This is a genomic window from Cupriavidus sp. L7L, assembly GCF_004353535.1.
GTDB classification, from domain to species: domain Bacteria; phylum Pseudomonadota; class Gammaproteobacteria; order Burkholderiales; family Burkholderiaceae; genus Cupriavidus; species Cupriavidus oxalaticus_A.
Genome location: NZ_SMNY01000003.1, coordinates 315,556 through 328,702, shown reverse-complemented (window position 1 = coordinate 328,702; position 13,147 = coordinate 315,556). Strand labels below are relative to the sequence as shown.

Genomic DNA, 13,147 nt, shown 5'->3' with positions numbered 1-13,147 from the left:
ACTGGCTTCCGATTCCGTGCATGCCGCTGATGTCAGACACGCCGTTCTCAATCGACGTGATGGACCCATCCGAACGGGTCGGCGATCCTGCCGCGCTGGATGCCGGTCAGCAACGAACGGAGGCGTTGCGTGACTTCGCCTTCCCCACCATTGCCGATCGTGAATTCTCCACCAGCGTGGCGCACCTGCCCGATGGCGGTGACGACCGCGGCCGTGCCGCAGGCGAAGGTTTCCTTAACCCGGCCACTGGCTGCATCCGTGCGCCACGACTCGAAGTCATATGGTGTTTCGTTGACCGGAATACCCTCGTGCCCGGCCAGTTCGATGATCGAAGCGCGGGTAACGCCCGGCAGGATTGTCCCTGTCAACGGGGGCGTGCGCAGGGAGCCGTCATCCATCACGAAAAACACATTCATGCCCCCGAGCTCCTCGATCCAGCGGTGCTCCGCAGCATCAAGGAACACCACCTGGTCGCAGCCTTTGGCCGAGGCATCGGTCTGCGCGATCAGGCTGGCCGCGTAATTGCCGCCGCACTTGGCCGCGCCGGTGCCGCCAGGGGCCGCGCGGGTGTATTGATCCGAAACCCATACGGTCACCGCCGACTTGCCGGCCTTGAAATACGGGCCGACCGGGCACGCGATCACGCAGAATATATACTCGGCCGCCGCGCGCACACCGAGAAAACTCTCCGAGGCGAACATGAACGGGCGCAGGTAGAGGCTCCCCTCGCTTCCCGGAATCCAGGCGCGGTCAATATCGACGAGCGCTTCCACGGCTTGCAGGAATGTGGCCTCGGGCAGGTCGGCCATCGACATGCGGGCAGCGGAGGCGCGAAAACGCCTTGCGTTCTCCTCTGGTCGGAACAGGGAGATCTTGCCGTCCTCGCCACGGTATGCCTTCATGCCCTCGAAGATTTCCTGCGCGTAGTGCAGTACTGCGCAGGCGGGATCGATTTGGAAAGGACGGCGTGCTTCGACCTTGGCGTCATGCCAGCCGCGACCGTCGGTCCAACGGATCGTGACCATGTGATCTGTGAAAACGCGTCCGAAGGTCGGGTTTTCCAACCTGGCTGCGATCTCATCGGCGGGGGTGGGTTGGGGGTGAGGCTCTACAACGAATTGCAATTGATTTTCCGTGCTCATTTTTCAGTGTTCCAAGGATGTTGGGCCATATGGCCCTGGCCGACGCGATATTGTCACCGGGGCGGGTGTCTTACAAGGGTGGAGAGCTACTCGCCAAAACGCGGTGCGCCGTCGCGCGCCCCATCACGGGCAGGCCGGACGCGCCCGATTCTAATCTGCTGCGGGCCGGGTCAGGCCGCAGCCCTCTGCGCGTTACTGCGATATTGGGCCAGCAACGCCATCCGCCGCTGCCGCGTCCTACGCAGCACGGGCAGGCGAACCAGCGTTTGGGCGCCGCTCAGGTAGACACAGCCTTTCTCGAGGGGATACTTGTCGCCCAGGCTGGCGTTCGCCAGGGCCTCGGGCAGGTTGCGCGGGTAGTTTGGCATTCACCATGTCTGTCTCCGGATGCTTCTTTTGTCCGGAGGAGTCTAGGAAGCGCTCGCGCCATCGTAAATTCAAGAATTCCAACATCTGGTATCTTCAAAACGCATAGCGGAGGGATGGACGCGCTGACAACCGTGTCCTGGACTGCCATCTTCACTGCCTGAGTGTGGTCGAGTCGCTTGCCGCCGACGGCATGACGCTGATCATGGTGACGCACGAAATGAACTTTGCGCGCAAGGTCAATGACCACATCGTGTTCATGCACCCGGGCAAGGTGCACGAGGCGGGCACGCCCGACCAGGTATTCGGCCAGCTGCGGACCCCCGCGTTGCGGCAGTTCTTGTCAGCCGTACACGGTTGTACCTGAGCAGTGGCGCGCTCGCGGCTGTCGACGGTGGGTGGCCGGGCATCCGTCAATGCCCTGGCATGGCGCAGTTGAGCGATGCCTGCCGTGGTCTGCACGACTGTGAGAGGCGGCTGGCCGGGCAGTCGGCAGGCACCCTATTCGGCGAGCTCGAACACCACCTCCTGCGCTCCTTCCCAAAGTACCTTGGTGCCCAGGGCGCGGAGGTTCTCGTTGCCTCCGACGATGGTCAGGAAATGGTTCCCCGCGAGTTGCCCCATTTTGCTCGCGAAGCAGCAACTGCCATAGGCCAGGATGATCTCGGTCTCGCTGTAGCCGCCAGGATAGAACAGTATGTCGCCCGAAGACGGATGGCTCGTGTGGTTCTCGAAGCTGACGCCGAGCCTGAATTCGCCGAGCGGAATCCAGCAGCCTTCTCCGCTCCAGCGCACATGGATCAGTTTTTGCCGATAGGGCAGCAGCTTCAGGAACGCGGCCACGGTTTGCGGCGCGTCCGGATTGGTCTCGGCGATGAACGTGTAGCCGGCGGCGGTGATGCAAAGTCGGGTCATGTCGGTCCTGTAGGCGAGTGGGAAGGCGTACCGAAGAGCGTATCTCAGGCGAGCGCGGCCATCAGCATTTCGGCCACGGCGATCAGTCTGCGGTCGCTTCCCTTCGGTCCAAGCAGGGAAATGCCGAGCGGCGCACCCTGGCGGCCAGACAGAGGCAGAGTCAATTGCGGGAACCCGGTCAGCGGCGTCAGGCACAGCGATTGCGCAGCGGCCGTGCGATAGTCTTCCAGGGCCTCCGCCGGCGCGGTCCGCAGCGGGGCAATGTCCGGCATGGTCGGCAGCACCAGGATGCTGTCCTGCCCGAGCATGCGGCCCAGGTGTGCGGTGAAGGCGTGGCGTATCGTACTGGCGTGTTCGAACTGGTCGCGCGTGACGCCCTTGCTGAACTGGAATCGGCCGGCCACGTCGGGGCCGAGCTGCAGTGCAAAGTCCTCGATCAGGGTGCCGTCGGCTTGCCAGGCTTCCCACCCCTGCACGTACCGGAAAGCCCAGTACAGCTCGGACAGGGGGCGGTCGGCCACGTTGACAGGCATGGCCGTGCCAAGCAGGGATTCGATGCGGGCAACGGCTGGCGCGAGCGCCGCGCGTGCCTCGGGCGTTGGCAGTTCGAAGAGATCCGCGGCAAGCAGCAGTTTCGGGGGCACGGCCAGCGGCTGGCTGTCGTTGCCGAGCAGTACGTCGGCGACGCGTGCGAATGTGCCGATGTCGCGTGCAAAAAAGCCGCAGGTATCGAGCGACTCGCTCAACGGCATGCACCGCTCCAGCGTGACACGGCCGTGCGAGGGGCGGATGCCCAACAGGCCGCAATGGCTGGCCGGCGCCCGGATCGAGCCCCCGGTATCGGTGCCGAGCGCGAAATCGCACAGGCCGTGCGATACCGCGGATGCCGATCCCGACGAGGAGCCGCCTGTAATCCGGTCTGGCGCGGCGCCGTTGTAAGGGCCGCCATAGTGATAGTTCTGGCCATTCATCGAGAACGCGAGTTCATCGGTATGGACCTTGCCCAGGAACGTGGCACCGGCCTCGAGCAGACTGCATACCGCCGGCGCTGTGGCCGTCTTGATGCCGGAGCGCGCCAGCACATGCGGGTTGCCGCCGCCGGTCGGGTATCCGGCTACATCGAACAGGTCCTTGACCGCGAATGTCAGCCCGCTCAGCGGGCCCTGCGCCGCGTTGGGAACAGGCGCCTCGGGGTAGGGCAGGAAGGCGCGGGACGGATGGGTGGCCAGGCTCATGGCTGTCGGGTTCCTTTTACCGGTGAATGCTGAAGCCTGAGGGACTCAGGCGGCCTCGGCCGCGGCGCGCGCGGAAACGAGGGTGCAACTGACTTGATGGCCGTTGCCGAGCGACACCGCGCGCGGCACGTCGGCCAGGCATTCGGGGCGGGCGTGCGGGCAACGCGGCGCGAACGCGCAGCCCGGCGGCAATGCCGCGAGATCCGGCGGCGCGCCGTCGATGGATGGCAGCCGCTCGCCGCGATGCATGCCGTGCTGGCGGCTTTGCAGCAGCGCGATCGTGTATGGGTGGCGCGCTTCGCGCATCAGCGTGCGGATCGGACCTTCCTCGACGATGCGTCCGCCGTACATCACCGCGACGCGGTCGGCGATTTCCACCGCGGCGCCTATGTCGTGCGTGACAAAGACGATGGACAGGCCCAGTTCGCGCTGCAGTTCGCGCAACAGGATCAGTACCTGGATCTGCACCGTGGCGTCGAGCGCCGTAGTGGGCTCGTCGGCCAGCAGGATCTTCGGCTGCGCGGACAGCGCCAGCGCGATCATCGCACGTTGCCTCATGCCACCGGACATTTCATGAGGATAGGCGGCCAGTCTGCGCTCCGGGCTCGGGATCCGTACGGCTTCCAGCGCCTTGAGCGCGAGTTCCCGTGCTTCGGCGCTCGATACCTTGCGATGTGTGCGGATGCACTCGATGAGCTGCTGGCCCACGGTGTAGACGGGATCCAGCGCCAGCAGCGGTTCCTGGAACACCATCGCCACGGTGCCCCCGCGCAGGCGCGCCAGTGCCCGCTTGTCCAGGTTCAGCACGTCCTGCCCTGCGACCCGGATATCGCCGCTCATCTTCGTGCGACGCGGCGGGTGAAGGCGCATCAGCGCGCGCAGGGTAACGCTCTTGCCGGAACCGGACTCGCCGATCAATGCGACGGCTTCTCCCGTGGCAACATCGAGCGACACGCCGTTGACGGCCTGGATGGTCTTGCCGCCGCCCGCGAACGTCACGCGCAGGTCCCGGAGTGAAATGGCGGGGGTATTAGAGGGCATGGTCATCTCCGGCCAGGTTCAGTGTGCAGCGGCGTGCAGGCCGGGCGTCATGCGGCGCAACGGCTGCGAATGGCCGCCATCGGGCATTGCCATCAGGCAGGACACGGGGTGTTCCGCCAGCGCGTGGGACAACGCCGGTGCGCGGCGGGCGCAGACGGGCTCCGCGCTGGCGCAGCGAGGATGAAAGCTGCAGCCCGATGGCGGGTTGATCGGGTTCGGCGGGTCGCCGGCCAGCGGCGCGGCCAGGGTGCGATGGTCGGGGTCCATCGACGGCATCGAGGCCAGCAGCGCGCGCGTGTAAGGGTGGGCGGGGTTCCGGTAAATGGATTCGGTATCGCCGACTTCCACGACCTTGCCCAGGTACATCACCATGACCCGGTCGCACAGGTAGCGGATCACGTTCAGGTCATGGCTGATGAAGACGTAGGTCAGGTCGAACTCGGCCTTGAGATCGAGCAGCAGGTTGAGCACCTGGGCCTCGACGGACTTGTCCAGTGCGGACACCGCTTCGTCCAGGATCACCAGCCGCGGGCGCAGCGCCAGTGCCCGCGCGATATTGACGCGCTGGCGCTGGCCGCCGGAAAGCTCGTGCGGGTAGCGTCCGGCAAAGCGCGACGGCTCCAGTCCGACGCGGTTCAGCAGGTAGCGGGCCCGCTCGGTGGCTTCGCGAGCCGGCACGCCATGTACGCGCGGCGTGAAGGCGACCGATTCCTCGATGGTCAGGCGCGGGTTCAGCGACGAGTAGCTGTCCTGGAAGACCATCTGCACCTGGCTGCGGAAGGCTTTCATCGGCAGCTGCGGCGAGCCGACGCCCTGCGCGTCGAAGATCAGTTCGCCGCTGTCGTGGGGTGTCAGTTGCATCAGCAAGCGAGCCGTGGTGGATTTGCCGCAGCCGGATTCACCGACCACGCCGAGCGTTTCGCCCTTGCGCACGTCGAAACTGATGCCATCGACGGCGCGCACCACGCCCGCCCGGCGCAGCGGGATCGCCGACTTGAGCGGGAAGTGCTTGACCAGATCGCGCGCGATCACGAGCGGCTGGGCCGGACCGCCAATGTCGGCGGCGGGGGAGACGAGCGTATCGGTCATGTTCAGTCCTTGATTTCCATGGCCGAACGGATGCCGTCCGCCAGCAGGTTGAAGGAGATCGAGGTCAGGAAGATCATTGCGCCGGGCAGCGCGGCCACCCAGGGCTGGGTGTAGATCGCCGTGCGTAGCGTGTTGAGCATCAGTCCCCATTCGGGTTCCGGCGGCTTGACGCCGAGGCCGAGGAAGGACAGGCCGGAGGCCAGGATCATCGATACGGAAATCAGGCTCGTGGCATAGACGAAGATCGGGCCGAGCACGTTGTTGAGCACCTGGGCCCGTACGATGGTCAGTGCGGACGCACCCGAGGCACGGGCCGCATCGACGAACTCCCGGCTGCGTAACTGCGTGGTCACGCTTTCCGCTACGCGCACGATCTGCGGCACGAACACGATGGTCAGCGACAGCAGCGCATTGCCCACGCCGGCGCCGAGCGTGCCCGACAGCGCGATGGCCAGCAGCACCGACGGAAACGCGTACAGCACATCCGTCACGCGCATGATTACGGTGTTGGTCCAGCCGCCGGCGTACCCGGCGACGATGCCGATGGCGCTGCCGATCACGAATGCCAGCAGCACCGGCGTGATGCCCATGAACAGCGAGAGCCGGCCGCCGAGCATCAGGCGCGACAGCATGTCGCGGCCGAGCTCGTCCGTGCCGAGCAGGTAGTGCTCCGTACCGACCGGCTTCAGGCGTTTCAGGATCGACGAGGCATAGGGGTCGGCCGGCATCAGTGCCGGGGCAAATACCGCCATCAGCACGAGGGCGATCAGGATCAGAGCCGCTGCCATTGCGACCTTGTTGCGCAGCAGCCGCCGTGCGACCGTGGCCCAGTAGCCGGGAGAGTGTTCGATCGCCAGCGGCGCGACGGATTTGTTGAGCGTCATTTCCATCCGGGACTCCTCAGTTGCGCTGGATGCGCGGGTCGAATACCGTCTGCAGCGCATCGACGAACAGGTTCAGCATCACGAAGAAAACGGCCAGTACCAGGATCGTGCCCTGCAGGAGCGGGAAATCGCGCTGGAAGATGGCCGAGTTGAGCAGGAATCCGGTGCCCGGCCAAGAGAACACGGTCTCGATCAGGATCGAGCCGCCGAGCAGATAACCAAGCTGCAGGCCCATCACCGACAACGCGGTGGGCGCGACATTCTTGACCACGTGGCGGAACACGGCGAAGTCCGACAATCCCCGCGCGCGCAGGCCGACGATGAATTCGTTGGACAGGATTTCCGCCACGAGCGCGCGGATCGTACGGCTGACAATTCCCATCGGGATCACGGACATCGTCACGGCAGGCAGAAGCATGTACTGGACGTGCGCCCAGTCCCACGTCCAGGCTCCGGAGCCGTCCGGCCCCGCGCCGGTGGCGGGCAGCCACCCGAGCAGCACGGAGAAGGCAATCACCAGGACCATGCCGAGCCAGTAGTGGGGAATGCTGACGCCGAGTACCGACAGGAACGAGGCAATGCGGTCGGCTACTGAATCGCGCAGGTAGCCCGCGACAAAGCCGAACAGGCTGCCGAGAGCGAAGCCGATTAGCGTGGCCACCGCCGCGAGCCGGATCGAGTTGACCACGGCGTTCGACACTTCAGCCATCACGGGCCGGCTGGTGGCGATGGAAGTGCCCAGATCGCCGTGCAGTGCGCGGCTCAGCCAGTGCACGAATTGCTCGAGGAACGGCTTGTCGAAGCCATATAGCGCGGTGAGCTGGTGCCGCAGTTCTTCGGAGGCGTCGGGAGGCAGCACGGACACAAGCGGATCGCCGGGAGCGATGTGGACCAGCGAGAAGCAGAGCAGCGCGACCCCGAGCAGGATCGGAAACGCATAGAGAACGCGGTGGAACAGATAAGTCATGGTCTGTGCCCGTCGTGTGGGTGTCATGCGCTCCCTGCCCGTGCGGGCAGGGAGGCGGGGGCTGGACGAGACGTGGCGAGTCCGTCCCCTTGGGCGCTCTCCTGCTGAGCGAAAGAGAGCGGGTGCCGGGTTACAGGTTCAATCCATCGACATCGTGGCGATATCGATGAACCAGCTTTGCGGCTGGACCACGCCCTTGACCTTCTTCGAGATAGCACGGGGACCGACGTCGTGCGCAATCAGCACGAACGGTGCTTCCTCGACGATGCGGGCGTGCAGTTTCGCCAGCGCCGCGTCCCGTGCCTTGGCGTCGAACGACGTGCGTGCCGTCTCGATCAGCTTGTCGAATTCGGCGTTGCCGAAATAGCCCCAGTTGTTCGAAACCGGAGGCTGCGTCTTTGTGCTGACAAAGCGGACCATGGCAAAGAACGGATCCATGGCGGCAAAGCTCACGTTGATGGCATTGGCACCGTGCGCGCTTGCGTCCTTGGCGCCGACGCGCCAGTTCGTGAACAGCGCGTTCCATTCGACCACATCGAAATCGACATCAAAGAAGCATTCCTTGAGGTTCTGCTGGACATACTCGTTCATTGGCAGCGGCTGCATCTGGCCGGAGCCGGAGGCCGATACCTGTACCTTGACCTTGAGCGGCCTGGCCGAGGAGTAGCCCGCTTCGCTCATTAGCTTGCGCGCCGCATTGGCGTCGTACCGGATGTCGAACTTCGGGTTGCCCCACCAGGGATTGCCGGACTCTACAATGCCCTTGGCCTCCGCCATATAGCCGCCAAGGAGCGCCTTGAGCTCAGAGCGGTTCACGCAGAGGTTGGCGGCTTCACGCACACGCTTGTCGAGCCAGGGTGAGTTCGGTGCGAACGACAGCTGCCACGGCCACACATGGGGCTGGGCGTTGGCGTAGACGTTGAATCCGCGGCTCTTGATCTGGGCGATGGCGTCGGGGGCCGGTGCCTCGATCCAGTCGACCTGGCCAGACAGCAGTGCCGCGGTGCGTGCATTGGCTTCGGGCATCGGCACCATCACCACCTTGTCGATGCGGGGCACGCGCCGGCTGTCCCAGTAAGCTGCATTCTTTGCCAGTTCAAGGCGCTCGCGCGGCACGAACCGCGTCATCTTGAACGGGCCCGTGCCCGACGCGTCGGCGGCGAACGCGACCCATGCCTGCTTGCTGCGCTCGCCCGCATCGGTTACCGATGCGGGGACCGCGGCGTACTTTTTCTCCCACTGCGCGGGCGACGCCATGAACAGGTTCGACAGGTTATACGGCAGGAAGGAGTCCGGCTCGGACGTGACCAGTTCAACGGTCAGGTCGTCGATCTTCTTCGCACTGCGCAGCGTAGGCATGCGCGAAGCCGTCACGCCCACCTGGCTCGGATCGAACTGTCGCGCCGTCTTGTCGAGGACCTTGTTGACGTTCCACACCACGGCATCGGCATTGAACGGAGAGCCATCGTGGAACTTCACCCCGGGGCGCAGCTTGAAGGTCCACCTGGTCTTGTCCTTGTCCTCGACCTTCCACTCGGTGGCAAGATCGGGAATCAGCAGGCTGGGCCCGTTGCTCTTGGACAGGTCCCATTGCGTGAGTGCGTCATACATGGGAATGCCGGTGAAGCGGTTGCCCTCGAAGCCCTGATCGGGCTGGCCCAGCGTGCGGGGGATATCGGCGGCGGTCATGCCGATGCGCAACACCTTCTCGGCCATCGCGGCACCGGGCAAGGCGAGCAGCGAGAGCGCGACGGCCGCGGACACGGACCGCACAGCAGCGGAGAAACCTTTCGCTTGGATGGACGTAGGGTGGTTCACGGGCAATGCTCCTGGGTTGGGAATGGCTGCGAACGATCTAGCAATTGATATGCCAGCAGGACATGCGCATGCATTGGTCTGCTTCTTGCTGCATAGGGCACGATGTTCAACCACCGCAGGCATGACACACATGGATTCGCAGCACCTTCCCCGCATCAATGGCGCCCGCCTCTGGCAGTCCCTCATGGATCTCGGCGCGATCGGCGCTACGGCCAATGGCGGCGTATGCCGCATCGCGTTGACCGACGCGGACCGCAAGGGCCGCGATCTCGTCGTGCAGTGGTTCCGCGAGGCCGGGCTCGATGTACGTGTCGACGAGATCGGCAACGTGTTCGCACGCCGCCATGGAACCGACCCCGAAGCGCCGGCCGTGGCGACGGGCAGCCATATCGACACGCAGCCATCCGGCGGCAAGTTCGATGGCAATTTCGGCGTGCTGGCCGGACTCGAGGTAATGCGCACGCTCAACGATCTCGGCATCGACACGCGCGCGCCGCTCGAAGTCGCGTTCTGGACCAATGAGGAAGGCACGCGTTTCACCCCTGTCATGATGGGATCAGGTGTGTTTGCCGGGGTGTTCGCGGCGGATCATGCCCGCGCCCGGACGGACCGCGACGGCGTGCGTGTCGATGCGGCGCTCGAGGCTATCGGCTATCGCGGTGAACATCCCGCGGGCGAGGTGCCGGGCGGCATGTATGCCGCCTATTTCGAAGCCCACATCGAGCAAGGGCCGGTGCTGGAAGCGGCGGGCCTGCCGATCGGCGTGGTCTCGGGCGCGCTCGGCCAGCAGTGGTACGACGTGACCGTGACCGGCCAGGACGCCCACGCGGGTCCGACACCGCTTGCCCTGCGCCATGATGCGCTGCTCGCATCCGCGCGCATGATCGAGATGGTGAACCGCATCGCGCGCGAGGAAGCGCCGCATGGGCGCGGCACGGTAGGCTATGTGGAGGTCAGGCCCAATTCGCGCAACGTGATCCCGGGGCGGGTCGATTTCACGGTGGACTTCCGCAACCTGTCGCAGGAAGGGCTCGACCGGATGGACGCGGCCATGCGCGAGGCCTTCGCGGGAATTGCCGAGGCGGCCGCGGTATCGGTCGACATCCGCCAGGTCGTCAAGTTCGAGCCGTGCCTGTTCGCGGCATCGTGCGTGGACAGTGTCAGACGGGCTGCGGCATCACTGGGCCTTCCCCATATGGACGTGGTAAGCGGGGCAGGGCATGACGCCGTCTATCTTGCGCAGCTTGCGCCAACGGGGATGATCTTCGTGCCGTGCAAGGACGGCATCAGCCACAACGAACTGGAAGACGCGCTGCCAGAGCATATCGAAGCCGGCGCCAACGTGTTGCTTCAGGCGATGCTGGCGCACGCACGCTGAAGGCCGATGCATCGCCCGCGGGCGCCGCGTTTTCTCGCACACGAGGGGGCGAGCCCGCGGGGGTTTCAATGTCCGATGGACCTGGAAATGGCCCACGCGCATTCCACGACCAGTGGCCCGAGCTTCTTCTGGGCCTCCGCCATGGTCCAACGGCTGGCAGGCGGCGACACATGGACCGCACCAACCGCAACGCCACGGTTGTTCACGATCGGCGCGCCGACGCCCATGTCGCCCAGGAACAGTTCCTCTTCGTTGCAGGCGTAGCCCACGCTCCTGCAAGCCACTACCCGTTCGAAAATCGCTTCGGCATCGGTCAGGGTGGCCGGCGTGCGCCTCACGCGCGCAGAGGCCCCGAGCATCGCCCGCACCTGTTCATCGGGCAGCGTGCTTAGGTAGGCGCGGCCGGAACTCGTACAGTACATCGGAATGCGCATGCCCACGGGCGTCAGCACGGGCACATACTTGGCCGTCATCAACTGCGCCACATAGACCATGTCGAGTCCCACGGGCTCGGTGAGATTTGCCGTTTCACCACTGGCATTCGCCAGTTGCGACAGATAGGGGCTGGCAACGGGAATCAGGGCATCCGCCGCCAGGTAGTTGTAGCCGATCTCCATTACCTTCGGCGTCAGACGGAAGCGGCGTGTTTGCGGATGCTTGTCGACATAGCCGAGCCGCTCCAGGGTATGGACCGTGCGTTGCGCCGAGCTCTTGGTCATGCCAGTCAGATCGGCCAGCTCGGCCAGCGTCAGGGTGCGGTGAACGCCATTGAATGCGCGCAGGACTTCCAGGCCTTTCTCGAGCGACTGGTTGAAAAGCGGGTCCGGCCGCTGAGATTCCGTGGACATGGGTCAGCTTGAAGGAGCACCATCGGCGTGATCCACTGCACCACGATGGCAAAGTATTGCACCAAGATATTGATGAATCGATTATCGATTCGATGCGGATGACCAATGATACATGGTCCGGATGGCTTTGGCCTGCCCGACCCCGGGCTGGTGGTGTCGATCGAGGCATAGCCAAAGTTGCCGCGCACAAAACGCAAGTCGACCTGCTGGCTCGTTATGCGCGAGCCAGCAGCGTAGCGCAGTCGGTGGGACAAGGCGCTGGCCCAGGACAGCGGCCCGGGGCGCTCACAGGCGCCCGCGGTTCGAATCATTGAATTTGCGTCGGATTTGCTGCCTCGCTGTTGGTAGACAAGCGGCGAATTTCGTCCGCGATAATGCCGACCAGTAACTCGCCCGCCTTGCTCAACGGGCGGCGTGGATGGGTGACAGCGATGATGTGCCGTACGATCCGGGGGGCCAGGATTGGATGCGCGCGCAGCGCGCCCTGCTCGACGGCGCGGCGCACGACGATGTGGGGCAGGATCGTTGCAAACCGCGTCGCTTTGACAAAGTTGACGAGCGTCCCAAGGACATCGATCTCAAATGTCGGGGTGAGCACGATCTCCTCGTGCTGCGCCGCCGTATCCAGCACGCTTCGTAAGCCGTGGTGCTTGCTTGGCAGCACCAGCTCCAGGTTGGGAAGCCGCGACAGCTCGATGGTCGGGGGCAGTTCCGGGCCGTGCAATGCGCTGGTTACTAGCACCATCTCCTCGTCATGCAGCGGTTTCGCCTCCAGCGAGATGCGCTCGCGCGGCTTGTTGACGATCGCCGCATCCAGTCGGCCGCCGGCCACCCAGTCGATCAGTGTCGTGCTGTAGCCATCCGCAACGGTCACCTCGACCTGCGGATAGCGGGCATTGAAGCGTGACAGGGATTCCACCAGCACCCCCTCGGTGACCGACGCGATCAGCCCGATCGCCACGCTGCCAGTGACCACTTCGTCGCGTTGCACCAGTTGCTCGCGCGCCGCAGTGAAGTCCCGCATGACCGGCAGGAACAGGCGGTACATCAGCCGCCCCGCCGCGGTCGGCGACATGCCATAGGCAGTGCGCTCGAACAATTGCTGGCGCAGTTCATCCTCCAGCTTGGCGATCTGCATGCTGAGTGCCGGCTGGACGATGTTCAGGCGCTTGGCGGCACGCGTGACGGAGCCGTCCTCGAACAAGGCGATGAAGTATTGAACCTGGCGCAAGTCCATGTGCTTGATGGGTCCCTATGGGTCATAAGATCTGATGATGATGTCTCAAACCTTATAACACCGGATGCCAGACCCCGGATCATTTGGGTCCCCGCGGCAGCGGTCATGTGCACCTGGCATTGCGTCGCCGCGAAAAGGTCGTTCCAACGCCATGCACCCGTACAAGTACTGACATCATCAGAACTGATTTTTTACATCAGAAAACAATATTAGAGCTTATGGAATAG

12 protein-coding genes and 1 pseudogene are annotated in these 13,147 nt (G+C 64.5%); 2 read left to right on the top strand and 11 right to left on the bottom strand.

The genetic code is table 11. The features are described 5' to 3' along the window. Positions 1-47: 47 nt before the first annotated feature. Both E1J61_RS03525 and E1J61_RS03520 read right to left on the bottom strand, forming a co-directional pair. On the bottom strand, positions 48-1,142 hold the full coding sequence (locus E1J61_RS03525; RefSeq protein WP_133092753.1) for a branched-chain amino acid aminotransferase: 1,095 nt from the start codon (positions 1,140-1,142) through the stop codon (positions 48-50). 170 nt (positions 1,143-1,312) lie between these two features. Continuing rightward, positions 1,313-1,510 (bottom strand): hypothetical protein, encoded by a 198-nt coding sequence (locus tag E1J61_RS03520; protein ID WP_195429246.1) that lies wholly within the window; start codon positions 1,508-1,510, stop codon positions 1,313-1,315. Positions 1,511-1,668: 158 nt separating this feature from the next. Between E1J61_RS03520 and E1J61_RS03515 the strand changes: the two are divergent. Then, positions 1,669-1,875 (top strand): annotated as a pseudogene (locus tag E1J61_RS03515) (amino acid ABC transporter ATP-binding protein); the annotation flags it as partial. Between the two features lie 134 nt (positions 1,876-2,009). Here E1J61_RS03515 and E1J61_RS03510 read toward each other — a convergent pair. The 7 genes from E1J61_RS03510 to E1J61_RS03480 form a co-directional block, all read right to left on the bottom strand. Then, entirely contained in the window at positions 2,010-2,423 is a 414-nt protein-coding gene (locus E1J61_RS03510; RefSeq protein ID WP_133092752.1) for a DUF3830 family protein, read from the bottom strand. Positions 2,424-2,467: 44 nt separating this feature from the next. Further along, positions 2,468-3,658, bottom strand: coding sequence for an amidase (locus tag E1J61_RS03505; protein WP_133092751.1), 1,191 nt, complete (start codon positions 3,656-3,658; stop codon positions 2,468-2,470). A gap of 45 nt (positions 3,659-3,703) precedes the next feature. Further along, positions 3,704-4,705: an ABC transporter ATP-binding protein gene (locus E1J61_RS03500; RefSeq protein WP_133092750.1), complete on the bottom strand. Its 1,002-nt coding sequence runs from the start codon at positions 4,703-4,705 to the stop codon at positions 3,704-3,706. Between the two features lie 12 nt (positions 4,706-4,717). After that, entirely contained in the window at positions 4,718-5,788 is a 1,071-nt protein-coding gene (locus E1J61_RS03495) for an ABC transporter ATP-binding protein (RefSeq protein WP_133092749.1), read from the bottom strand. Between the two features lie 2 nt (positions 5,789-5,790). Beyond that, the gene (locus tag E1J61_RS03490; RefSeq protein ID WP_133092748.1) at positions 5,791-6,678 is read right to left on the bottom strand and encodes an ABC transporter permease; all 888 of its coding nucleotides are present in this window, start codon (positions 6,676-6,678) and stop codon (positions 5,791-5,793) included. Between the two features lie 10 nt (positions 6,679-6,688). Further along, positions 6,689-7,639, bottom strand: a complete 951-nt coding sequence (locus E1J61_RS03485; RefSeq protein ID WP_133092747.1) for an ABC transporter permease — start codon at positions 7,637-7,639, stop codon at positions 6,689-6,691. A gap of 138 nt (positions 7,640-7,777) precedes the next feature. Beyond that, positions 7,778-9,355 (bottom strand): ABC transporter substrate-binding protein, encoded by a 1,578-nt coding sequence (locus E1J61_RS03480; RefSeq protein ID WP_240746119.1) that lies wholly within the window; start codon positions 9,353-9,355, stop codon positions 7,778-7,780. 232 nt (positions 9,356-9,587) lie between these two features. On the opposite strand from E1J61_RS03480, the gene E1J61_RS03475 reads away from it, so the two are divergent. Then, positions 9,588-10,835 carry a Zn-dependent hydrolase gene (locus E1J61_RS03475; protein WP_133092745.1) on the top strand — a complete coding sequence of 416 codons (1,248 nt, stop codon included), beginning with the start codon at positions 9,588-9,590 and terminating at the stop codon, positions 10,833-10,835. Positions 10,836-10,900: 65 nt separating this feature from the next. Here the strand turns inward: E1J61_RS03475 and E1J61_RS03470 are convergent, their stop codons facing one another. Beyond that, positions 10,901-11,683: an IclR family transcriptional regulator gene (locus E1J61_RS03470; RefSeq protein WP_133092744.1), complete on the bottom strand. Its 783-nt coding sequence runs from the start codon at positions 11,681-11,683 to the stop codon at positions 10,901-10,903. Between the two features lie 307 nt (positions 11,684-11,990). Then, positions 11,991-12,920: a LysR family transcriptional regulator gene (locus E1J61_RS03460; protein WP_133092743.1), complete on the bottom strand. Its 930-nt coding sequence runs from the start codon at positions 12,918-12,920 to the stop codon at positions 11,991-11,993. Positions 12,921-13,147: the final 227 nt, after the last annotated feature.

Coding starts and splice junctions, on each gene's coding strand:
- E1J61_RS03495 (WP_133092749.1), bottom strand. CDS start 5,788: ATGACCGATACGCTCGTCTCCCCCGCCGCCGACATTGGCGGTCCGGCC.
- E1J61_RS03520 (WP_195429246.1), bottom strand. CDS start 1,510: ATGCCAAACTACCCGCGCAACCTGCCCGAGGCCCTGGCGAACGCCAGC.
- E1J61_RS03470 (WP_133092744.1), bottom strand. CDS start 11,683: ATGTCCACGGAATCTCAGCGGCCGGACCCGCTTTTCAACCAGTCGCTC.
- E1J61_RS03460 (WP_133092743.1), bottom strand. CDS start 12,920: ATGGACTTGCGCCAGGTTCAATACTTCATCGCCTTGTTCGAGGACGGC.
- E1J61_RS03475 (WP_133092745.1), top strand. CDS start 9,588: ATGGATTCGCAGCACCTTCCCCGCATCAATGGCGCCCGCCTCTGGCAG.
- E1J61_RS03525 (WP_133092753.1), bottom strand. CDS start 1,142: ATGAGCACGGAAAATCAATTGCAATTCGTTGTAGAGCCTCACCCCCAA.
- E1J61_RS03500 (WP_133092750.1), bottom strand. CDS start 4,705: ATGACCATGCCCTCTAATACCCCCGCCATTTCACTCCGGGACCTGCGC.
- E1J61_RS03485 (WP_133092747.1), bottom strand. CDS start 7,639: ATGACTTATCTGTTCCACCGCGTTCTCTATGCGTTTCCGATCCTGCTC.
- E1J61_RS03505 (WP_133092751.1), bottom strand. CDS start 3,658: ATGAGCCTGGCCACCCATCCGTCCCGCGCCTTCCTGCCCTACCCCGAG.
- E1J61_RS03510 (WP_133092752.1), bottom strand. CDS start 2,423: ATGACCCGACTTTGCATCACCGCCGCCGGCTACACGTTCATCGCCGAG.
- E1J61_RS03490 (WP_133092748.1), bottom strand. CDS start 6,678: ATGGAAATGACGCTCAACAAATCCGTCGCGCCGCTGGCGATCGAACAC.
- E1J61_RS03480 (WP_240746119.1), bottom strand. CDS start 9,355: ATGGCCGAGAAGGTGTTGCGCATCGGCATGACCGCCGCCGATATCCCC.